The organism is Thermopolyspora flexuosa, assembly GCF_006716785.1.
Classification (GTDB): domain Bacteria; phylum Actinomycetota; class Actinomycetes; order Streptosporangiales; family Streptosporangiaceae; genus Thermopolyspora; species Thermopolyspora flexuosa.
The window spans coordinates 4,814,852-4,835,168 of record NZ_VFPQ01000001.1 but is presented as its reverse complement, the minus strand read 5'-3'; the positions used below and the strand labels follow the sequence as shown (position 1 = coordinate 4,835,168).

General features: G+C 72.0%; 19 protein-coding genes. 10 read left to right on the top strand and 9 right to left on the bottom strand.

The annotated features are described in order from the left end of the window. Positions 1-63: 63 nt before the first annotated feature. On the bottom strand, positions 64-2,280 hold the full coding sequence (locus FHX40_RS20765) for a transglycosylase domain-containing protein (protein ID WP_373286878.1): 2,217 nt from the start codon (positions 2,278-2,280) through the stop codon (positions 64-66). A gap of 306 nt (positions 2,281-2,586) precedes the next feature. Between FHX40_RS20765 and FHX40_RS20760 the strand changes: the two genes are divergently transcribed. Further along, entirely contained in the window at positions 2,587-2,883 is a 297-nt protein-coding gene (locus FHX40_RS20760; protein ID WP_142261164.1) for a WhiB family transcriptional regulator, read from the top strand. 103 nt (positions 2,884-2,986) lie between these two features. Here the strand turns inward: FHX40_RS20760 and bagB are convergent, their stop codons facing one another. Both bagB and bagA read right to left on the bottom strand, forming a co-directional pair. Then, positions 2,987-4,111 (bottom strand): ATPase BagB, encoded by a 1,125-nt coding sequence (gene bagB, locus FHX40_RS20755; RefSeq protein WP_142261934.1) that lies wholly within the window; start codon positions 4,109-4,111, stop codon positions 2,987-2,989. 371 nt (positions 4,112-4,482) lie between these two features. Further along, positions 4,483-5,487 carry an ATPase BagA gene (gene bagA, locus FHX40_RS20750; protein ID WP_142261163.1) on the bottom strand — a complete coding sequence of 335 codons (1,005 nt, stop codon included), beginning with the start codon at positions 5,485-5,487 and terminating at the stop codon, positions 4,483-4,485. Positions 5,488-5,635: 148 nt separating this feature from the next. Here bagA and sp36 point away from each other — a divergent pair, with 148 nt between their 5' ends. The 4 genes from sp36 to FHX40_RS20730 all read left to right on the top strand — a co-directional run bounded on the left by sp36 (position 5,636) and on the right by FHX40_RS20730 (position 7,968). Next, positions 5,636-5,791, top strand: coding sequence for a Sp36 family protein (sp36, locus tag FHX40_RS20745; protein ID WP_142261162.1), 156 nt, complete (start codon positions 5,636-5,638; stop codon positions 5,789-5,791). Beyond that, entirely contained in the window at positions 5,788-6,267 is a 480-nt protein-coding gene (locus FHX40_RS20740) for a RidA family protein (protein WP_142261161.1), read from the top strand. Before sp36 ends, FHX40_RS20740 begins: the two co-directional genes overlap by 4 nt. Positions 6,268-6,334: 67 nt before the next feature. Continuing rightward, on the top strand, positions 6,335-7,171 hold the full coding sequence (locus FHX40_RS20735) for an NUDIX hydrolase (protein WP_229788511.1): 837 nt from the start codon (positions 6,335-6,337) through the stop codon (positions 7,169-7,171). After that, the gene (locus tag FHX40_RS20730) at positions 7,168-7,968 is read left to right on the top strand and encodes an MBL fold metallo-hydrolase (protein WP_142261159.1); all 801 of its coding nucleotides are present in this window, start codon (positions 7,168-7,170) and stop codon (positions 7,966-7,968) included. Before FHX40_RS20735 ends, FHX40_RS20730 begins: the two co-directional genes overlap by 4 nt. Positions 7,969-8,057: 89 nt before the next feature. Here the strand turns inward: FHX40_RS20730 and FHX40_RS20725 are convergent, their stop codons facing one another. After that, a complete protein-coding gene (locus FHX40_RS20725; protein WP_142261158.1) occupies positions 8,058-8,735 on the bottom strand; it encodes a Crp/Fnr family transcriptional regulator in 678 nt (225 codons plus the stop codon). A gap of 116 nt (positions 8,736-8,851) precedes the next feature. On the opposite strand from FHX40_RS20725, the gene nth reads away from it, so the two are divergent. The 3 genes from nth (at position 8,852) to FHX40_RS20710 (ending at position 11,880) form a co-directional block, all read left to right on the top strand. Continuing rightward, entirely contained in the window at positions 8,852-9,571 is a 720-nt protein-coding gene (gene nth, locus FHX40_RS20720; protein ID WP_229788512.1) for an endonuclease III, read from the top strand. A 176-nt stretch (positions 9,572-9,747) separates the two neighbouring features. Next, a complete protein-coding gene (locus tag FHX40_RS20715) occupies positions 9,748-10,383 on the top strand; it encodes an NUDIX hydrolase (RefSeq protein WP_229788572.1) in 636 nt (211 codons plus the stop codon). A 306-nt stretch (positions 10,384-10,689) separates the two neighbouring features. Beyond that, positions 10,690-11,880, top strand: a complete 1,191-nt coding sequence (locus FHX40_RS20710; protein ID WP_189136172.1) for a MarP family serine protease — start codon at positions 10,690-10,692, stop codon at positions 11,878-11,880. A gap of 136 nt (positions 11,881-12,016) precedes the next feature. On the opposite strand, the gene FHX40_RS25215 is transcribed toward FHX40_RS20710, so the two are convergent. From FHX40_RS25215 to acs, 5 genes are all read right to left on the bottom strand, one after another. Then, on the bottom strand, positions 12,017-12,157 hold the full coding sequence (locus FHX40_RS25215; RefSeq protein ID WP_170198905.1) for a hypothetical protein: 141 nt from the start codon (positions 12,155-12,157) through the stop codon (positions 12,017-12,019). Between the two features lie 60 nt (positions 12,158-12,217). Continuing rightward, positions 12,218-12,625 carry a DUF309 domain-containing protein gene (locus FHX40_RS20705; protein WP_229788513.1) on the bottom strand — a complete coding sequence of 136 codons (408 nt, stop codon included), beginning with the start codon at positions 12,623-12,625 and terminating at the stop codon, positions 12,218-12,220. Between the two features lie 735 nt (positions 12,626-13,360). Then, on the bottom strand, positions 13,361-14,284 hold the full coding sequence (locus tag FHX40_RS20700; RefSeq protein WP_142261932.1) for an alpha/beta fold hydrolase: 924 nt from the start codon (positions 14,282-14,284) through the stop codon (positions 13,361-13,363). Then, positions 14,284-14,712, bottom strand: coding sequence for a phage holin family protein (locus tag FHX40_RS20695; RefSeq protein ID WP_142261154.1), 429 nt, complete (start codon positions 14,710-14,712; stop codon positions 14,284-14,286). Before FHX40_RS20695 ends, FHX40_RS20700 begins: the two co-directional genes overlap by 1 nt. Positions 14,713-14,946: 234 nt before the next feature. After that, positions 14,947-16,923, bottom strand: a complete 1,977-nt coding sequence (acs, locus tag FHX40_RS20690) for an acetate--CoA ligase (RefSeq protein WP_142261153.1) — start codon at positions 16,921-16,923, stop codon at positions 14,947-14,949. Between the two features lie 246 nt (positions 16,924-17,169). On the opposite strand from acs, the gene FHX40_RS20685 reads away from it, so the two are divergent. Next, the gene (locus FHX40_RS20685; protein ID WP_229788514.1) at positions 17,170-18,006 is read left to right on the top strand and encodes a Fic family protein; all 837 of its coding nucleotides are present in this window, start codon (positions 17,170-17,172) and stop codon (positions 18,004-18,006) included. Positions 18,007-19,259: 1,253 nt separating this feature from the next. Beyond that, a complete protein-coding gene (gene ssd, locus FHX40_RS20680) occupies positions 19,260-20,312 on the top strand; it encodes a septum site-determining protein Ssd (protein ID WP_142261152.1) in 1,053 nt (350 codons plus the stop codon). Positions 20,313-20,317 lie beyond the last annotated feature (5 nt).

The window sequence follows — 20,317 nt, the reverse complement described above, 5'->3', positions numbered from 1 at the left end:
GCCTCTGGCGGCGGCCCGGTCGGCGGCGGGCCGGGTGGTCGTCAGGCCGTACGGCGCGCCGGGTCAGCGACCCGGGCCGCCGGACCGGTCGCCGCCCCTCCGGCCGAAGGGGTTGCGCTGGGTGAAGAAGCCGTCGTCGGCCTCGTCCACCTCGTCGCCGGTACCGGTCTCGTCACCGTCGTCCTCACCGTCGCCGTCGCGGTCCTTGGGCTTCTTCTTCGGGCAGCCGCCGGTGCAGCCGCCGAAGCGGGACATGTCCGGCCGGATGAACGACGACGCCGGGGTCCCGGACAGCGCCCGCAGCATCGTCTGCTTCCAGATCGGGCCGGAGATCGAGGCGCCGAACACCTGCGGGTAGTACCGGCCGCCGATGACGACGTTGCGCAGCGGGTACTTGTACGAGCCGCGTGGGTCGCCGATGCTCACCGCGGCGGCGAGGTCGGGCGTGTAGCCGGCGAACCAGGCCGCGCGGTACTCGTCGGTGGTCCCGGTCTTGCCGGCCGCGTCGCGGCCGATGCCGCCCACGCCGCTCATCGTGCCCTTGGTGAACACGCCGGACAGGATGTGGTTCACCGCGTCGGCGACCTCGGGCTCGAGCACCTGCTTGCAGTCCGGCTTGAACTCGATCGTCTTGCCGTTCCGGTCGGTGACCGAGGTGATCGCCATCGGCTTGCAGTACGTGCCGCGGGCGCCGAAGGTGGCGTAGGCGCTGGCGACGGTCACCGGGTCCATCTCGTTGATGCCGAGGGTGAACGTCTCGTACTCGCCGAGCTTCTTGCCGTCGGCCCGCTTGATGCCGAGCCGCTTGGCCATCTTGACCACGTCGCAGAGGCCGACCCGCTCCTGGAGCTTCATGAAGAAGGTGTTCACCGAGCCCCAGGTGCCGGTCTGCAGGTTCTTGAACCCGCCGCCGCCCTCGCCGCTGGCGTTGTGCACCACGTGGTTCGGGTCGCCGACCCGGTCGCCCTTGCAGTTGCGGAACGTGTGGTACCCGGCCGCCTGGTAGGTGCCGCCCACCTCGAAGCCGTCGCCGAACCGCATGCCCTTCTCCAGGGCCGTGGCGAGCGTGAAGACCTTGAACGTGGAGCCGGCCTGGAAGCCCGCGCCGCCGCCGTGGGCCGAGTCGGCGACGAGGTTGTAGTTCGACTCGTTCTTCTTCTTGTTGTTGCCGAACCTCCGGCTCGCCGCCATCGCCTTGATCCTTCCGGTGCCGGGCTCCACGAGGGCCTCGGCGGCCACCGGTTTGTCGGACGGCTTGACGTACTGCCGGATCGCCCGCTCGGCGGCCTTCTGCATGTGCGGGTCGATCGTGGTCCGGATCGTGAGGCCGCCGCGGGTGAGCAGCTCGCGGCGCTCCTTCACGGTCTTGCCGAACGCCTTGTTGTTGAGGATCTCGTGCTGGACGTAGAGGCAGAAGTACGGGTACTTGCTCCGCTCGCAGCCGCCGGAGATGTCGTAGCCCTTGTAGCCGAGCTTCTTCTTCTTGGCGGCGACCAGCTCCTCGTAGGTGATCTTGCCGCCCTTGTACATCACGTCGAGCACGACGTTGCGGCGGGCGAGCAGCCGCTCGCGGAACTCCTTGCCCCGGGAGGGGTCGGTGAGGGTGGGGTTCTGTACGGCTCCCGCGAGCGTGGCCGCCTCGTGCAGCTTGAGCTCGGAGGCGTGCTTGCCGAAGAACCGCTTGGCCGCGGCCTCGATGCCGTAGGCGCCGGCGCCGAAGTAGGAGATGTTGAGGTACTTCTCGAGGATCTCGTCCTTGGAGTACTTCTCCTCGATGGCGAGGGCGTGGCGCAGCTCGTTCAGCTTCCGGCTGACCGTGGGCGCGATCGCCGCCGCCGCCTCCTTCTTCGTCTTCGCCTTGTTGACCAGAACCTGCTTGACGTACTGCTGGGTGATCGAGGAACCGCCCTCGTTCACCCCGCCGCTCTGCAGGTTCTTCCACAGCGCCCGGGCCATGCCCTCCAGGTCGATCGCGCCGTGCTCGTAGAACCGGGCGTCCTCGATCTCGACGATCGCCTTCTTCATCACGTCGGCGACCTTCGAGAGCGGCACCGACTGCCGGTACTGGTAGTAGAACTGCGCGATCTGCTTGCCGTTCTTGTCGAGGACCACCGTCCGCTCCGGCAGCGGTGGTTCGTCGAGCTCCTCCGGGGCGATACGCAGCTCCCTCGTGACGGAGACCACGGTGACCCCGGCACCGCCGACCGCGGGCAGGACTATCGCGGCGATCAGCACCCCCGCCACCGCGCTCGCCAGGGCCAGCCTGATGACACGGAGCACAACGGCCATGAAAGTTCTGCCCCAACCTCGAGCTCGCACGCCCTTTAGCGTACGACCGTGGAACCAGATGACTGGTACCGAAAGTCCAATTCGATACGTCTTGTGCTGCGTGTACCCGGGGGGTGACTAGTCAATCCCGGCCACGTGACCCGACTTGACCATGCCGGAAATTGGCCCGGGCGGGGACTGTCGAACCGAACACCCGGTTGCGTACGTTCTCCTCTGCGGCAACTGAATACGGAGGCTCGACGCCCGCGCCCGTCGGCCGAAGAACGACTGACCACCTAAGGGGAGTGGGGTCGAAACATGTGGATCACGGATTGGACCTCCCGTGCCGCCTGTCGTGGTGTGGACCCGGACGCGCTGTTCGTCCAGGGGGCCGCGCAGAACAGGGCGAAACTGATCTGCCGTGGATGCCCGGTCCGTACCGAATGCCTCGCCGATGCGCTTGACAACCGCATCGAGTTCGGGGTCTGGGGCGGCATGACCGAGAGGGAGCGGCGGGCGCTGCTGCGGCGGCGACCCGACGTCACCTCCTGGCGGGACCTGCTCGCGACCGCCAAGGAGGAGTACGAGCGGGACAACGCGTTGATGGCCGGCTGACATACGGCGAGGGTCCTCTCGACGGGGAGAGGGTCGCCCTCGCGTTCCCGCATGGCCGTCCATTGTGGCCGCCGTTCCGGCCGACCGGAGTTGCCGCCGTCCATCAGGCGGCCATAAGCGCGCCGATCTCGCGGAGACCGGCGAGATCATGGACGTCCTCTGGCATCGCGGGCACCTGTGCGATCGGCACCGTCGGGTGTGCCGAGATGAAGTGCTCCTGCTCGCGATGTTCCCGTGCGGCCAGCTGCATCCGCCCGGCGTGGAGCCGCAACACCGCGGCGGTCAGCTCATGCTCGCCACGAGCTTCCAGGTCTTCCGCCGCGGCGGCGCTACGGGCCGCGGAGAGGGCCGCAGCCGGGGAGCGGTGCACCCTGTTGACCACGAGACCGGCCAGGGGCATGCGCTCCTCGGCGAGCCGCTCGACGAAGTACGACGCCTCCCGCATCGCGTCCCGCTCCGGCGCGGCGACCACGAGGAACGCGGTGCCGGGAGCCTGGAGCAGGCGGTAGGTCTGCTCGGCGCGCTGCCGGAAGCCGCCGAACACGGCGTCGAGGGCGCTGACGAAGGTCTGGATGTCCTTGAGCACCTGGGCGCCGAGCACCTTGGTCAGCGCCCCGGCCAGGAAGCCGAACCCGGCATTGAGCAGCTTGAACGCGCTGCGGCCGCCCGCCCGGGCCGGCGCCGTCAGCAGGCGGATCAGCCGGCCGTCGAGGAACCGGCCGAGCCGCTCGGGCGCGTCGAGGAAGTCGAGCGCGGACCGGGACGGCGGCGTGTCGACGACGATCAGATCCCATTCGTCGGCACGGCGCAGCTGGCCGAGCTTCTCCATCGCCATGTACTCCTGGGTCCCGGAGAAGCTCGACGACAGGGACTGATAGAACGGATTTGTCAGAATCTGACGGGCGCGTTCGGGGTCGGCGTGTGCCTCGATGATCTCGTCGAACGTGCGCTTCATGTCGAGCATCATCGCGTGCAGCTCGCCGGAGCCCCGGGTCCCGGCCACGAGCCGGGGAGTGTTGTCGAGCTCGGTGAGCCCCATCGACTGGGCGAGCCGGCGGGCGGGGTCGACGGTGAGCACGACCACGCGCCTGCCGCGTTCGGCCGCGCGGAGGCCGAGGGCGGCGGCCGTGGTGGTCTTGCCCACCCCGCCGGAGCCGCAGCAGACGACGATGCGGGTCTGCGGGTCGTCGAGGATGGCGTCGATGTCCAGGGCCGGGGCCGTCCGCATCGTGTGGCCCCCGGCCGTACCGGTCATCGCGCTCGTTCCGCTCACCGATGTCCTCATCGATCGTCGCTCGATCACCGCGGTCGGGGGTGCGTCACGCACGCACCGCTGACCGCGTTGTTACCGCTCATCGTGCCGCTTAACCGCCGCCGGGCTCGGATGAACCGGCAACAATCCGGCAACGAGGAAGTTTCGGGACATAACACATCCCGCCTGGACGCGGGTGCCGAGGCCGTCGCCGCGGCCCGCGCGCACACCTCCATTCAACAGCGGTGGCGGGTGCGACGCGGCGTACTTCGGTCAAGTTTCTAAACGGCCGGTCAACACGGCGGGCGGTTTTGCCGCGTACCAGCCGCTCGAAGGTCAAGGGCGGGTCAGGCCGCGCCCTGTTCCCGGATCACCTCGGCGAGCTCGTACAGCCCGGCGAGGTCGACGCCCTCGGCGAGCAGGGGCAGCTCGTAGCGCGGCAGCCCGGTCTTCGCGAGCAGCCGCCGCTCGCGCCGCTCCAGCTGGGTACGGCGGGCGTGCTCGAGCACCTCGGCCGCGAGCGCCTCGGCGAGGGCCCGTGCCTCCGCCCCGTCGGCGAGGTTCGCGGCCTTCAGCCCGAGCGCGAGCTCCTCGACGTCGAACCGGCCCTTCAGCGCCGCTTCGAGCGCGCTCTGCGGCAGCTCCTCCGGCCGGACCATGTTGATGAAGATGCCGCCGGTGGGCAGCTTCGCCGCGCGCAGCTCGGCGATGCCGTCGAGGGTCTCCTGGACCGGCATCTCCTCCAGCAGCGTCACCAGGTGCACCGCGGTCTCCGGCGAGGCGACCACCCCGCGCACCAGCTCGGCGTGGTTCTTGATCGGCCCCACCCGGGCGAGCCCGGCCACCTCGGTGGTGACGTTGAGGAACCGCACCACCCGCCCGGTGGGCGGCGCGTCGAGCACCACCGCGTCGTACACGCGGCGGCCGGTCGCGGGGTCGCGGCGCCGTACCGCCTCGCTCGTCTTGCCGGTCATGAGCACGTCGCGCAGCCCCGGCGCGATCGTGGTGGCGAAGTCGACCACACCCAGCTTGGTGAGCGCCCGGCCCGCCCGGCGCATGCCGTAGAACATCTCGAGGTACTCGAGCATCGCGGCCTCGGGGTCGATGGCGAGCGCGTAGACGTCGCCGCCCCCGGGCGCGACCGCCACCTTGCGCTCCTCGTACGGCAGCGGCGGGATGTCGAAGACCTGGGCGATGCCCTGGCGGCCCTCGACCTCGACCAGCAGCACCTTGCGCCCGCCCGCGGCGAGGGCGAGGGCGAGTGCCGCGGCCACCGTGGTTTTGCCGGTGCCGCCCTTCCCGGTGACGACGTGCAGCCGCACGCCGTCCCAGTCGGTGTCACGAGCGCTCATCATTCGAAGGCTACCCAACCGTCGCGAGCGGATCGCAGGGGGATACGTGGGGATATACGTGCGGACATACGCATCGGGCCGGTGCCGGTTCGCGCGCCCGCGCCGGAGGGTGCGGCGTACCACGCAGCGTGCCCGTTAGGGTTCTTCCATGCGCAAGTGGGAGTACGTCACGGTGCCTCTGCTGATCCACTCGACCAAGCAGATCCTCGACAACTGGGGTGAGGACGGCTGGGAGCTCGTCCAGGTGGTTCCGGGGCCGAACCCGGAGCAGCTCGTCGCCTACATGAAGCGGGAGAAGCAGTGAGCGACCTTCCCGCGGACCCGCGGGAGCGGCTCGCCGCGCTCGGCCTCACGCTGCCGGAGGTCCCGGCGCCGGTCGCCGCCTACGTGCCCGCGGTGCGGACCGGCGGCTTCGTCTACACCTCGGGGCAGCTCCCGTTCGTGGACGGCAAGCTGCCGCGCACCGGCAAGGTGGGGGCGGAGGTGGGCGTGGACGAGGCGCGCGACCTCGCCCGGATCTGCGCCCTCAACGCCCTCGCCGCGGTCGTGTCGGTGGCCGGGGACCTGTCGGACATCGTGCGGATCGTGAAGGTCGTCGGGTACGTCGCGAGCGCGCCCGGGTTCACCGCCCAGCCGCAGGTGCTGAACGGCGCGAGCGAGCTGCTCGGCGAGGTGTTCGGCGAGGCGGGCCGGCACGCGCGCAGCGCGGTCGGGGTCGCCGTGCTCCCGCTCGACGCCCCGGTCGAGGTGGAGCTGATCGCCGAGGTACGGCCGGCCTGACCGTTGCCCAACCGGGGCCGCGTCCGGTTGGATACTCCGGATGGGGGTGCCCAAAGTGGAGCAAATCGTGCTTCCTGACGGGCTCACCGGACGCGCCCGGGACGTGCTGGAGGGCCGGGCCGAGCCGGTGCCCGCCAGGGACGCCGCGACCGTGGTCGTGCTGCGGGAGCGGGCGCCCGGCGGCATGCAGCTCTACCTGCTGCGCCGCTCGGCGAGCATGGCGTTCGCCGCCGGGGCGCACGTGTTTCCCGGTGGCGCGGTCGACCCGCGCGACGCCGACCGGGAGGTCGCCTGGGCCGGGCCGAGCCCGGCATGGTGGGCGGACGCGCTGCGGTGCGACGAGCCGACCGCGCGGGGCCTGGTGTGCGCGGCCGTACGCGAGACCTTCGAGGAGTCCGGGGTGCTGCTCGCCGGGCCACGGCCGGACGCCGTGGTCGCCGACACCGCGGAGTGGGAGGAGGACCGGCTCGCGCTGATCGGGCGGGAGCTGTCCTTCGCCGAGTTCCTCGCGCGGCGCGGGCTCGTGCTCCGCACCGACCTGCTGCGCCCCTGGTCGCGGTGGATCACTCCGCGGGTGGAGAGCCGCCGCTACGACACCCGCTTCTTCGTCGCCGCGCTGCCGCCCGGGCAGCGCACCCGGGACGTCGGGGGAGAGGCCGACCGGGTGGCCTGGATGCGGCCCGCGGACGCGCTCGCCGCCGCGGAGCGCGGCGAGATCACCCTCATGCCCCCGACCCGGCGCACCATCGCCGAGATCGCCGCCTACCCGGAGGTGGGAAAGGTGCTCGCCGCCGAGCGCACCGTGGTCACCGTCGCCCCCGAGGTCGTGCGCGGGGAGGACGGCGTGTACCGGCTGCTCGTCCCCGAGCCCGCCGGCGACGGCGTGCGGGAGGGGCGGGCGTGAGCGGCCTGCGCATCCCGGCGTCGGGGCCGGACGGCTCCGGCACCCCCAACGCGGAGGCCGTACTCGCGCCCAACCCCTCCCCGATGACGCTCGACGGCACCAACACCTGGATCGTCGGCCGCCCGGACGGCGACCGCGCGGTCGTCATCGACCCCGGCCCGGAGGACGACGAGGGCCACCTGCGGCGGGTGCTCGACCGGCTCGCGGGGCGGCGGGTGGAGGCGATCCTGCTCACCCACGGGCACCGCGACCACAGCGGCGGCGCGGCCCGCTTCGCGGAGCTCACCGGCGCTCCGGTACGCGCCCTCGACCCTCGCCACCGGCTCGGCTCGGAGGGCCTCGCCGACGGCGACGTCATACCGGTGGGCGACCTGGAGCTGCGCGTGGCGGGCACGCCCGGGCACTCGTTCGACTCGCTGTGCTTCCACCTACCGGAGGACCGCGCCGTGTTCACCGGCGACACGGTGCTCGGCCGGGGCACCACGGTGATCGCGGCCGACGGGAACCTCGCCGACTACCTGCGTTCGCTCGACCGGCTGCGGGCGATGGTGGAGTCGGTGGAGGCCAAAGCGCTGCTGCCCGGCCACGGTCCGGTGCTCGACGACCCGGTGGGGGTACTCGACGCCTACATCGCGCACCGTCGCGAGCGCCTCGACCAGATCCGGCGGGCGCGGGAGCAGGGGGCCCGGACGCCTCGGGAGATCGTGGAGATCGTCTACGCCGAGGTGGATCCGTCCCTGTGGCCCGCGGCGGAGCAGTCGGTGCGGGCACAGCTCGACTACCTGGACGGGGTGTGAGCACCCCGTCGGCGCGGACGTGCGGCCTTCGGTACGGCGGGCGGCATCGGGCCTCGGTGGCGGTGCCGCGGCGTGGCCGGCGCCGCCGGCTAGCGGGAGCGGTGCTGCAGCCGCTCCTTGTCGAGGATGAGCACCGCCTTCGCCTCGATGCGCAGCCAGCCGCGCTGGGCGAAGTCGGCGAGGGCCTTGTTCACGGTCTCCCGGGACGCGCCGACGAGCTGGGCGAGCTCCTCCTGGGTGAGGTCGTGGTGGACGCGCACCCCCTCCTCGGTCTTCTGGCCGAACCGCTCGGCCAGGTCGAGGAGCTGCTTGGCCACGCGACCGGGCACGTCGGTGAAGACCAGGTCGGCGATGACGTCGTTGGTACGGCGCAGCCGCTGCGCGAGCGCGCGCAGCAGGTGCAGCGCGACCTCGGGCCGGCCGGTCAGCCAGGGACGGAGGTCGTCGTGGCCGAGCCCGGCGAGGCGGGCCTCGGTGAGGGCGATCGCGCTCGCCGTACGGGGACGGGGATCGAAAAGGGACAGCTCGCCGAACATCTCCCCGGGGCCCAGCACGCTCAGCAGGTTCTCCCGGCCGTCCGCGGCGGTGCGGGAGAGCTTGATCTTGCCTTCGAGGACCACGTAGAGCCGGTCGCCGGCGTCGTTCTCGCTGAACAGCGTCTGCCCCTTGGCCAGGCGGACCTCGGTGACGCTCGTCCTCAGGGCGGCGGCGCTCTCCCGGTCGAGCGCGGCGAACAGCGGAGCCTTGCTCAGCACATCCTCAGACACAGATGCCTCCTCGCGTATGATCGCGCACGCGGATCCGGGAGCGGCCGGACGTCATCAGTAATTGTGACGCACCCCACCGGCGGTCAGTCCGTCCCCGGTCCGCGTAGGCTAACTGGGTGCCCCGCAACGCCCCTACGGCCGGAGAGTCCCGGCCTGCTCTGGTCAGACGCGCACGCCGGATGAACCGCATACTTGCGGAAACCTATCCGGACGCCCACTGTGAGCTGGATTTCGGGTCACCACTGGAACTGCTGGTAGCAACGATCCTATCGGCGCAATGCACGGACAAAAGGGTAAATATGGTGACCCCCGTGCTCTTCGCGAAGTACCGGAGCGCCGAAGACTACGCGAGCGCCGACCGCGCCGAGCTTGAGGAGATCATCCGCTCCACCGGGTTCTACCGGGCGAAGGCGAACAACCTCATCGGCATGGGCCAGGCGCTCTGCGAGCGGTTCGGCGGCGAGGTGCCGCGGCGCATGGAGGACCTGGTCACCCTGCCGGGCGTCGGCCGCAAGACCGCGAACGTCGTGCTGGGCAACGCCTTCGGCATCCCCGGCCTCACCGTGGACACCCACTTCAAGCGGCTCACCACCCGCTTCGGCTGGACCAGGCAGACCGACCCGGTGAAGATCGAGCGGGAGGTGGGCGAGCTCATCCCCAAGAAGGAGTGGACGATCTTCTCCCACCGCGTGATCTGGCACGGCCGCCGCATCTGCCACGCGATCCGGCCCGCGTGCGGCGTCTGCCCACTCGCCGCGCTCTGCCCCTCCTTCGGCACCGGTCCCACCGACCCCGCCCAGGCGGCCAAGCTGGTGAGGAGCGGACCGTTCTCATGACCGACGTGAACGCCTCGATCCCGGCGCCCGGCCGGTGCCCCCGGCACCCGCGGGTCGGGCCGGGCGCCTCGTGTTCCGGCGCCCCCGGGGCGGGCGCGGCCGTGCCGTACGGCGCGGCGGCCCCGGCTCCCGATGGCGCGTACCCGCCCGCCACCGCGCCGGGCGGCCCCGGCGGCGTGCCGTACTGGCTGCGTGAGCTCGCCAGGCGGGCCGCGAACTTCCCGGTGCCCGCCGAGCTGCGGCCCCCGGCCACGGGCGGGCGTCCGGCCGCGGTGCTGCTCCTGTTCGGGGAGGGGCCGCAGGGGACCGACGTGCTGCTCATCCAGCGCAGCGCCCGCGGGCGCGTGCACGCCGGCCAGCCCGCGTTCCCCGGCGGCGGCGTCGATCCCGAGGACGACGGCCCGATCGCCGCGGCCCTGCGCGAGGCCCAGGAGGAGACCGGCCTCGACCCGTCGGGCGTCACCGTCGTGGGCACCATGCCCGAGGTCTACGTCGCGCGCAGCGCCAACCGGGTCACCCCGGTGCTGGGCTGGTGGCACACGCCCTGCGCGGTGCACCCGGCCGCGCCCGACGAGGTCGACGCCGTCGAACGCGTGCCCATCGCCGAACTGGTCGACCCGCGCAACCGCCTGCGCCTGCGCGGCCCCAGCGGCTACATCGGCCCTGCCTTCCGCGTCCGCGGCCTGCTCGTCTGGGGCTTCACCGGCCGCCTGCTGAGCGGCGTGCTCGCCGCGGCCGGCTTCGAACGCCCCTGGGACCGCTCCCGGATCGAGGACCTCCCGCCCGACGCCCTCGACCTCGCCACGCGCTGACCGGACGCGAGGTACGGCCCCCGGCGGCCGGGCGTGGCCGAGCCGGTCCGTCGCCCGGCACCGGCCTTCGACGTCGCGTACGGCCGCTCCGGTTGTCAGGTGCGGCCCGACACCCGGCCGGTGACCTGCCGTCGTGGCCGCCGCCCGCCGGATGCGGGGGGCGGGTGAGGAACGCGTTCGCTGGGGGACAAATGCCGCACGGCGGTCGTCGTCGGCATATCGGCGGGCCGCCGGAGCGATCCTGAGATGTTCTCAGGTTCCAGAACAGGCGCGCGAGGCGTGGTCCGGCTGGCTACCGTGGTAACCGTGCAAGGTGATCTCCTCGACCTGATCCTCATCGGCTTGGTGATCGCCTTTGCCATATCCGGATACCGGCAGGGCTTCATCATCGGGGCTTTCAGCTTCCTCGGCTTCGTCGGCGGCGCCGTCCTCGGCGTGTTCATCGCCCCGCCGATCGCCCACGCGATCGTGGACGGCCCCACCGAGCAGGCCCTGCTCGCCATCGTGGTGGTGTTCCTGTCCGCGACCATCGGACAGTTCGCCTCGTCCACGCTCGGCGCGATCGTCCGCAGCCACGTCACCTGGGAGCCCGCCCGCATCGTCGACTCGCTGGGCGGCACGCTCGCCAGCGCGCTCTCGGTCCTCGTCATCGCCTGGCTCATCGGCACCCTGCTGGTGAGCGCGCCGTTCAAGCCGATCGTCCAGCAGATCAACGGCTCGCTCGTGCTGCGCACGGTCGACCAGATGATGCCGAGCGCCGCGAAGAACTGGCAGGGCGCCTTCCGCGACTTCGTCAACACCTCGGAGTTCCCGCAGGTGTTCAGCGACATCGGCGCGGGCCGGTTCGTGGAGGTGCCGCCCCCGGACCGGAGCGTGCTCAAGGGGGCGCAGCTCGTCCGGGCCCGCCGCGCCATCGTCAAGGTCCAGGGCAACGCCCCGGCCTGCCGCAAGCGCATCGAGGGCACCGGATTCGTCTACGCCGACCAGCGGGTGATGACGAACGCCCACGTGGTCGCGGGCGTCAAGGAGGAGCTGCGGGTCATCGACCACACCGGCAGGCGGCACAACGCCCGGGTGGTGCTCTTCAACCCCGCCCGCGACGTCGCCGTGCTGTACGTGCCGACGTTGCAGGCCCCGATCCTCGAGTTCGACTTCACGGCCAAGTCCCGGGACGACGCCATCATCGCCGGATTCCCCAAGGACAAGGGCTTCACCGCCCGCCCCGCCCGGATCCGGGTGCAGCAGACGGCCACCGCGCCCGACATCTACCACCGGCGCGAGGTGGAGCGCGAAGTGTACGCGATCCGCGGCGTCGTCCAGCCCGGCAACTCCGGCGGCCCGCTGCTCACCCCCACGGGCGAGGTCTACGGCGTGATCTTCGCCGCCGCCACCGACCGGGAGGACACCGGCTACGCCCTGACGGCCAAGGAGGTCGCCCCCGACGCCGAGGCCGGCCGTACCGCGGTGCAGAGGGTCGACACCCAGGAGTGCGACTGACCCGCGCGACGACTCACTCCACCGCCCTTGAGGTGGCGACGTCATGCGCGTCGGCCTCGCGGCCTGCGGTACCTCGCCATCCTCAGTGGCGTTCTGCGTCGGATGGAGGCACCGGCCAGGCGCGACGGGCGTGCCGTCAACGCTGTGCCGTACGCCCTGCGGTCTCGGCCGCCGTACCGGGCCGGAGGGCACGGCGGATCGCGGCGATGGCGTCGGCCGCGGCGGTGGCCGAGCCCGCGAGCGTGCGGGCGACGCCGACGGTCTCGGCCAGATCCATCTCGTACGGCTCTCGCGTGCCGTGCGCGGCCGACGTCGGCCGGGCGCGACGGGCGTGCCGTCAACGCTGTGCCGTACGCCCTGCGGTCTCGGCCGCCGTACCGGGCCGGAGGGCACGGCGGATCGCGGCGATGGCGTCGGCCGCGGCGGTGGCCGAGCCCGCGAGCGTGCGGGCGACGCCGACGGTCTCGGCCAGATCCATCCCGTACGGCTCTCGCGTGCCGTACGCGGTCACCCGGTCGGCCCCGCGGGTGAGCAGGGCGGCGGCCCCAGTCGTGTTGCCGCGCTGGAGATGGGTCAGCCCGACGCAGATCTGGGCCAGGCCCTGCCACAGGTCGCGTTCCTCGGCGGGCCCGCACTTCCAGCGCGACTCGAACACCTCGTGGGCGAGGAAGGGATGCCCGTCGTCAAGATGGCCGATCGCGGCTCTGACGGCCTCCTCGGCGCTCGGAGCGTAGTCGTCGGGCACCCGCTCGATCCCCTTCGCACCATGCGGCAACGGGCGTCCGAAGGCATCCCGAGGGCGTGCGTTCCGCGGTCGCCCGGCCTCATCCCGGTCCCTCTCCACGCGCCCGCCACGGCCCTTGCCGGTACCGCTCGCCGGGTCTCCGCCGCCGACGTGGCCGGTGACGTTGCCGCCGACGGCGGTGTCCTCGGCCCTCGCCCCATCCACGCCGCCGCCGGGTCGGCCGGCGCTCCCGTCACCGGAGCGATGGCGAATCCCGCCGCCAGAGGCGTCCGCGCGGATGGTCCCGTGGGGGTCCTCGGCGACGTCCCGATCTGCGTTCCTGTCCACGTCCGCCCCTGATTCTCCGTCCCTGGGTCGCTGGCCGTTCCCTGCCGAACCCTTGGTCCGTGCCAACGGTCACGACCTCGGCCCACTTCCCGGCGACGCCTGAGCCTCACCGCCGTCGCCCCAGGCGGCGATCACGATCGGTGGCCTGCGTCCCGGCCCTGGCGGTCCCCGGCCACGCCACTGTGCCGCCGATCACCCCTGGTGGCCGCCGCACCGCGCTGCCACGCCCCTCGCCGGGCCGTTCCTGTCCCGTACGGCCCGCACGCCCTTGTGCTCGGGCCGAACCGGCACCTTAGCGTCGGCCCGATGATGCCCGTGACCGATGCGCCACGGCGCGGTCGGCGCCGTCACCCACCGCCCGCTACAGCGCATACCGCCCGAGGCAGGCGCCTGGCCCCTGCCCGCCGCTCAGCGTTCCGGTTCCGGGTCGGCGAGCCAGCCGAGCAGCTCGGTGGTGAACCGCTCGGGGCGCTCCTCGTGCGGGTAGTGGCCGACCCCCTCCAGCAGCCGCCAGCGGTAGGGGGCGGCGACGTACCGGCCCGAGCCCTGCGCGGTGCGCGGCAGGATGCAGGTGTCGAGCGCCCCGTGCAGCTGCAGCGTGGGCACCTCGATCTGCCTGCGCATCTTGCGGGCGTAGCTCCGGCCGTCCGGCCGCAGCTGGGAACGGCCGAACCAGCGGTAGTACTCGAGCGCCGAGTGCGCGACGTGCGGGATGCGGAACGCCTTGGCGTACCGCGCGGCGACGTCCGGCTCCGGCCAGTCCGGCCCCGACCACTGGCGCAGCAGCTGCTCGACCAGCCCTCGGGTGAGCCTGCGCTCGGGCAGGAACGGCAGCTGGAACATCAGCGCGTGCCGCAGCGCCCGGCCCTGCCCGCGGTCGGTGAACAGCGACGCGCGCAGCCGCAGCGGATGCGGCGCCGACACCGCCACCAGACGGCGCACCACCTTGGGGTAGCGCGTGGCCATCGTCCAGGCGAGCAGCCCGCCCCAGTCGTGCCCGACGACCGTCGCGTGCGTCTCGCCCAGCGCCCGGACCAACCCGGCCGCGTCCGCGGCGAGGGTGGGCAGGTCGTACCCGCGCGGCGGCTTGTCGCTCGCGCCGTACCCCCGCAGGTCGACGGCGACGGCGCGGTAGCCGGCCTCGGCCAGCGCGGTGATCTGGTGCCGCCAGGCCCACCAGAACTGCGGGAAGCCGTGCAGCAGCAGCACCAGCGGCCCGTCGCCCGCCTCGGCCACGTGGAAGCGCGTGCCGCTCGCGTGCACGGCGCGGTGGGTCCACGGCCCGTCGAACTGGATCTCGGACTCGTCCGGCGATGCCGCAGCCGACGCGATCACGGCTTCACCTGCTCCTCGGTGCCCGAGGTCACCGCCGCGGCGTCGCTCCCTCCCCGCAGGCTCTTCAGGGTGCGGGTGGTGCGCCGCATGCCGGTCAGCCCTTTCAGCCGCCGCACACCGATGAGGACGAGCACCCCGGCCACGAGCAGATAGAGGAGGGTCACCAGCGCGAACGCCGCCCACTGCCAGACGCCGAGCGCCACCAGCGCGTACGCGATGGCGAACGAGGCGAGGATCAGGCACAGGTGGGCCATGAACGCGGCAGCGCCGAACAGGCCCGCCGCGGTGCCGACCCGCTTGGCGTCGAACTTCAGCTCGGCCTTCGCCAGCTCGATCTCGGAACGCACCAGTGCCGAGATCTGCTCGGTCGCCTGGGCGACGAGGGTGCCGAGCGACTCCTCCTGCTGGGAGGGCGGTGTGGCCATATCCGACTCCTATCGACAAGCTGCCTCGGACATCATCCTGCGTCACGACCGTCACGCGCACGCGCGCAAAACGGTGGCTTCCGCGGCAGGCTGCCCTAACACCTACCCGTTCCCCTGGGATGACGCGACCCGGTCGTTTCGATCTGTGGACAACCGCCCGGCCTGTGGACAGACGAACGCCCGGGCCTCTCCGAGGGTTCTCGGTGGCCCGGGCGTCGCCCTGGATCAGGCTGCTCAGTCCTCGCTCTTGGCGGTCGGCAGCTTCTGCTTGATCAGATCCATCACGCTGCTGTCGGTGAGCGTGGTGACGTCACCGAGCGAGCGGTTCTCGGCCACGTCCCGAAGCAGCCGCCGCATGATCTTGCCGGAACGGGTCTTCGGCAGCTCGGGCACGACCAGGATCTGCCGCGGCTTCGCGATCGGGCCGAGGGTCTTCGCGACGTGGTCACGCAGGTCCTTGGCGAGCTCGGGGCCCTCGCCGGCGTCGCCGCGCAGGATGACGAAGGCCACGATGGCCTGCCCGGTCACCGGGTCGGTGGCGCCCACGACCGCGGCCTCGGCGACCTTCGGGTGGGACACCAGGGCCGACTCGACCTCGGTGGTGGAGATGTTGTGGCCGGAGACGAGCATGACGTCGTCCACGCGGCCGAGCAGCCACAGGTCGCCGTCCTCGTCCTTCTTGGCGCCGTCGCCGGGGAAGTACATGCCCGGGAAGCGCGACCAGTAGGTGTCGATGTACCGCTGGTCGTCGCCCCAGATGGTGCGGAGCATCGACGGCCAGGGCTCCTTGATCACCAGGAAGCCGCCGCCGCCGTTCGGCACGCTCTGCCCGGTGTCGTCGACCACGTCGGCGACGATGCCCGGCAGCGGCCGCATCGCCGCGCCCGGCTTCGCCGAGGTGACGCCCGGCAGCGGGGTGATCATGATGGCGCCGGTCTCGGTCTGCCACCAGGTGTCCACCACCGGGCAGCGGTTGCCGCCGATGTGCTCGCGGTACCAGACGTACGCCTCGGGGTTGATCGGCTCGCCCACCGAGCCGAGCACGCGCAGGCTCGACATGTCGAACTTGGCGGGGATGTCGTCGCCCCACTTCATGAAGGTGCGGATCGCGGTGGGCGCGGTGTAGCAGATGGTGACCTTGTACTTCTGGACGATCTCCCAGAAGCGGCCACGGTGCGGCGTGTCCGGCGTGCCCTCGTAGATCACGCTCGTCGCGCCGTTGGCGAGCGGGCCGTACACGATGTAGGAGTGCCCGGTCACCCAGCCGATGTCGGCCGTGCACCAGTAGATGTCGGTCTCCGGCTTGAGGTCGAACACGGCCCAGTGGGTCCAGGCGACCTGGGTGAGGTAACCGCCGGTGGTGTGCAGGATGCCCTTCGGCTTACCCGTGGTACCGCTGGTGTAGAGGATGTACAGCGGATCCTCGGCGTCGTGCGGCTCGGCCTCGTGCTTGTCGCTCTGCCGGTCCACCAGGTCGTGCCACCAGATGTCCTTCTCGCCGAAGGGCACGTCCTCGCCGGTGCGCTTGACGACCACCACGCGCTCGACGCCCGGGCAGTTGGCCAGGGCCTCGTCCACGGTCGGCTTGAGCGCGTTCGGCTTGCCGCGACGGAACCCGCCGTCGGCGGTGATGACGATCTTGGCGTCCGCGTCCTTGATACGCCCCTCGAGCGCGGACGCCGAGAAGCCCCCGAAGACCACCGAGTGGATCGCGCCGATCCGCGCGCAGGCGAGCATCGAGATCGGCAGCTCGGGAATCATCGGCAGATAGATCGCGACACGGTCGCCCTTGCGGACGCCGAGCTCGAGCAGGGCGTTCGCCGTCTTGTTCACCTCACGCTGCAGGTCGGCGTAGGTGATGACCCGGCTGTGGCCCTCCGGCTCGCCCTCCCAGTAGTAGGCGACCTTGTCGCCCTTGCCCGCCTCGACGTGGCGGTCGACGCAGTTGTAGGCAACGTTGAGCTTGCCGCCGAGGAACCACTTGGCGAACGGCGGGTTCCACTCGAGCACCGTGTGCCAGCGCTCCGCCCAGTCCAGACGCTCGGCCGCCTGCTCCCAGAACTTCAGCCGGTCGGCCGCCGCCTCCTCGTAGGCGTCGGCCTTGACGTTCGCCTGGGCCGCGAGGTCGGCCGGCGGGTCGAATCGACGAGTCTCCTGCAGCAGGTTGGAGAGTGTCTCTTGGGTCTGGCGACCAGGGGTGTCCGGGGCCACGACGTACTCCTTACATGCCTCGTGTATGCGGTGTGGGTGGGGCTCCCACTCCAGCAGCTACCCACTGCGGCGGACAAGGGCCGCCTCCGTGCCCGGCGGCCGGTACGAGGCGACCGCAGGGCGTAGTGGAAGCGGTTCGAGTGTCATACCCGCTATCCCATGACAAATGGAAGAGGGACGGAAGACCCGGGCTTGTCTCCTCGGTCAACGGTATGAACCGGTCGGTGAGTGGCACCTGTAGGGTCGATGACCGTGCTGAGCGATGGGACGAACGGGCGATCGAGGACGGGTGGCGGGAACGGACGCGGGCCGCTGGCGGCGCTCGCCGAGCTGCCCGGGGTGCCGGAGGCGGTGCGCGAGGCCCGGGAGGCGGTCGACCGGCTCTACCGGCACCGCGCCCTGCGACGGCGCAGCCCGGAGGTCTCGGCCGAGTCCGTGCTGCGCGGCGCCCGCGCGTCGGCGGCCCTGGAGGGTGTGGACAACCCGCTGGAGTCGGTACGGCGCGGCGAGGCGACGGATCCGGTGACCCAGGGGGCGCTGCGCGCGCTGGCGGAGGCGGCGCGGCTCGGCAGGACCTGGCGGTCCGCTCCCCGGCAGGTACTGGCCCGGCTGCACACCGTGGCCGCGGTGGGCATCGCGGACGAGCCGGAGCTGGGCCGTCCCCGGCAGGGGCCCACCGAGGCGGATCCCCTGGGGCTCGGCCCCGCGCCCTCGGCCGAGGTGGCGGCGGCGCGCGTCGACGCGCTGGCACGACTGGTGACCGCGGCCGACGACACGCCCGCGCTCGTGCTGGGCGCGATCGTGCACGCCGAGCTGGTCGTGCTGCGGCCGTTCGGCGTGGCGGACGGGGTGGTGGCCCGGGCGGCGGAGCGGCTCACCTACACCGAGTTCGGGCTGGATCCCAAGTCGCTGGTGGCGGTGGAGGTCGGGCACGTGGAACTCGGCGACGCCTATGCACGAAACCTTCGCGGTTATCTGTCGGGAACGCCGGAAGGTGTGGCGTCCTGGATACAACATTGCGCCTCGGCCGTGGTTCTCGGGGCGCGTGAGGCGACGGCCGTCTGCGAGGCCATGTCGCGCTGACGGAACGGTGCCGGGTGACGGCGGCGCGGCGCTTTCGGCCGCCCGTTCCCGGCCCTTCCTGCCGGAACGCGAACCGATCACGGGCGGTGCCGGAAAGCGGAACACGTACCGTCGCTGCACCGGTTCAGTTCCGTTAACCGTACGGCGCGGAATACGAACATCTTTGCCGCTCTCCGAAGATCGGGATCCCGGCGGTACGGCGGCGCCGTCCGGTACGGCCGGTCGGGGGAGAAACCGCCGGGGCCGGTGATTCCGAACGGGGCGACTTCCCGGGTTTCGCCACTTGACACGACAAAGATGATTGGTGCTCATATAGTGGACATCCCGGTTGGTGGTGACCGCCGCCTTCCGTCATGATCAACGGTGCGGGCCCACGTCTTCGCCGGGAGTCCGCGCCGATGCGGTGTCCACCGAGCCGTCGATGCAGGTCAGGGAGCGAGTCGTGAGCGAAACGGCAGGTCCGTGCCCCGGCGCGCACGGTCGCGCGGCGCCCGGACCGCGGCCGTCGACGCTCGTGCGGCCGTGGCCGCCTCACGCCGGCGTCTCCGGGGCCTGGCGGTCCGATCGGCTCGGTGTGCCCGGGGGCGGGAAGAGGGCCACGCGGTCCCCAATACGGCGGCGTTTCGATTCACCGGTGGAACGGGAGAGAGGTAAACCCGTGCAATGGGGCGCGCGCCGGCATAGCGAACGGCGTCCCTGGCGCGGGACGCCGTCGCCGGTACGTCTGGCCGGGCTACCAAGCGTGCACCTCAATCCGTCTGAGTGGGACAAGCCCTGCTCGACGCGCCTCCCGCGGCTGGTCGCGCGTGGGTACCCGGTAGCCGTACCCGGACGCTCTGTCCGTACCACCTTTCTACGTCGGACCGTGGCCCTTGGGAACCCCCTGGAGCAAGACCTTTACCGTCGGCCGGGCCGCCGGAGACGGAAAGGCGGTGAAAATACGGCACGCCGCTCGACGAAACATCGGGGGATCGGGCAGCATACAAGTTGCGTCATGGACGTTCCTTGGTCGTGCCTCGATGACTTTGCAGGCGTCTTGCCATGTAGTGGTGAGGTGTTGAAAGCTTTCTTCTAACAACGGGACCGGCTCTACCCCCCCGGAGCCGGACCGTTCGGCGACCCCCGCTCTCCCCCCCCGGCGGGGGTCGCCCCTTTTTTCCACAGGTAAAGCACTATCCACAGAATCCGGTTCGGGAACTCCGGCCGATTCCGCGATGACGGATGGTGGACCTCCCACGCACCGGGAGGCACCGATGAACCGTCCCCTCGTCATCACCGACGATCAGGAGCTGCTCGACGACCTTCTCCGGATCGCGGCGGCCGCCGGAGTGGAGCTCGACGTCGCGCACGCCGCCGCCCACGCCCGGCCGTACTGGCTGCCCGCGCCCCTCGTGGTGGTCGGCGCCGACCTCGCCGACGCGGTGGCCGCGCTCGGGCCGCCACGGCGATCGGACGTGCTGCTGGTGACGCGCGAACCCGAGAACCCGGATGTCTGGCGCCGCTGTGTCGCGGTCGGCGCCCAAGGTGTCCTGGAGTTACCCGCCGCCGAACGGCATCTGGTGGACGCGTTCGCCGAGGCGGCCGAGCCGGCCGCACGCAACGGACGGATCGTCTGCGTGGTGGGCGGCCGCGGCGGCGCCGGCGCGAGCGTGCTCGCGGCCTCCCTCGCGCTGTACGCGTCCCGGGCCGGAGCACGCACCCTGCTCGTCGACGCCGATCCCCTAGGCGGCGGCATCGACGTGCTGCTCGGCCAGGAGCGGGCGGAGGGCGCGCGTTGGCCCGACGTGGTCGGCCGGGAGGGACGGGTGAGCTTCGCCGCCCTCCGCAGGGCCCTGCCCGGCCTGGGGCCGCTGACCGTGCTGTCCTGGCACCGCGGCGATCCGACGCCCATCCCGGCGGAGGCGATGCGCACCGTGCTCGACGCGGCGCGGCGGGGCTGCGACCTGGTCGTGGTCGACCTGCCGCGCCACATCGACCCCGGCGGTGCCGAGGCGCTCGCCCGCGCCCGCACCACCCTGCTCGTCGTCCCCGCCGACCTGCGCGGCGTCCTCGCCTCCGGCCAGCTCCTGCTCGTGCTGCGCCGCCACACCCACGACATCCGCGCGGTGCTGCGCGGCCGCCCGCTCGACCCCGACGTCGCCGCCTCCTGCCTCGACCTGCCGTGCGCGGGCCGCATACCCGACCAGCGTGGCCTCACCGCCGCCCTCGACCGCGGCGACGCCCCGCCCCTCTCCCCGCGCACGCCCCTCGGCGGCTTCTGCGCCGCCTTCCTCGACACGCTCCGCCGAGAGGAGGCCGCCGTATGACCGTG

What these genes read in the sequence shown, in the direction of transcription:
- ssd (WP_142261152.1), top strand. Translation starts at nt 19,260, where the DNA reads ATGAACCGTCCCCTCGTCATCACCGACGATCAGGAGCTGCTCGACGAC.
- sp36 (WP_142261162.1), top strand. Translation starts at nt 5,636, where the DNA reads ATGCGCAAGTGGGAGTACGTCACGGTGCCTCTGCTGATCCACTCGACC.
- bagA (WP_142261163.1), bottom strand. Translation starts at nt 5,487, where the DNA reads ATGAGCGCTCGTGACACCGACTGGGACGGCGTGCGGCTGCACGTCGTC.
- bagB (WP_142261934.1), bottom strand. Translation starts at nt 4,111, where the DNA reads ATGCGGACGGCCCCGGCCCTGGACATCGACGCCATCCTCGACGACCCG.
- FHX40_RS20685 (WP_229788514.1), top strand. Translation starts at nt 17,170, where the DNA reads ATGACCGTGCTGAGCGATGGGACGAACGGGCGATCGAGGACGGGTGGC.
- FHX40_RS25215 (WP_170198905.1), bottom strand. Translation starts at nt 12,157, where the DNA reads ATGGATCTGGCCGAGACCGTCGGCGTCGCCCGCACGCTCGCGGGCTCG.
- FHX40_RS20760 (WP_142261164.1), top strand. Translation starts at nt 2,587, where the DNA reads ATGTGGATCACGGATTGGACCTCCCGTGCCGCCTGTCGTGGTGTGGAC.
- FHX40_RS20695 (WP_142261154.1), bottom strand. Translation starts at nt 14,712, where the DNA reads ATGGCCACACCGCCCTCCCAGCAGGAGGAGTCGCTCGGCACCCTCGTC.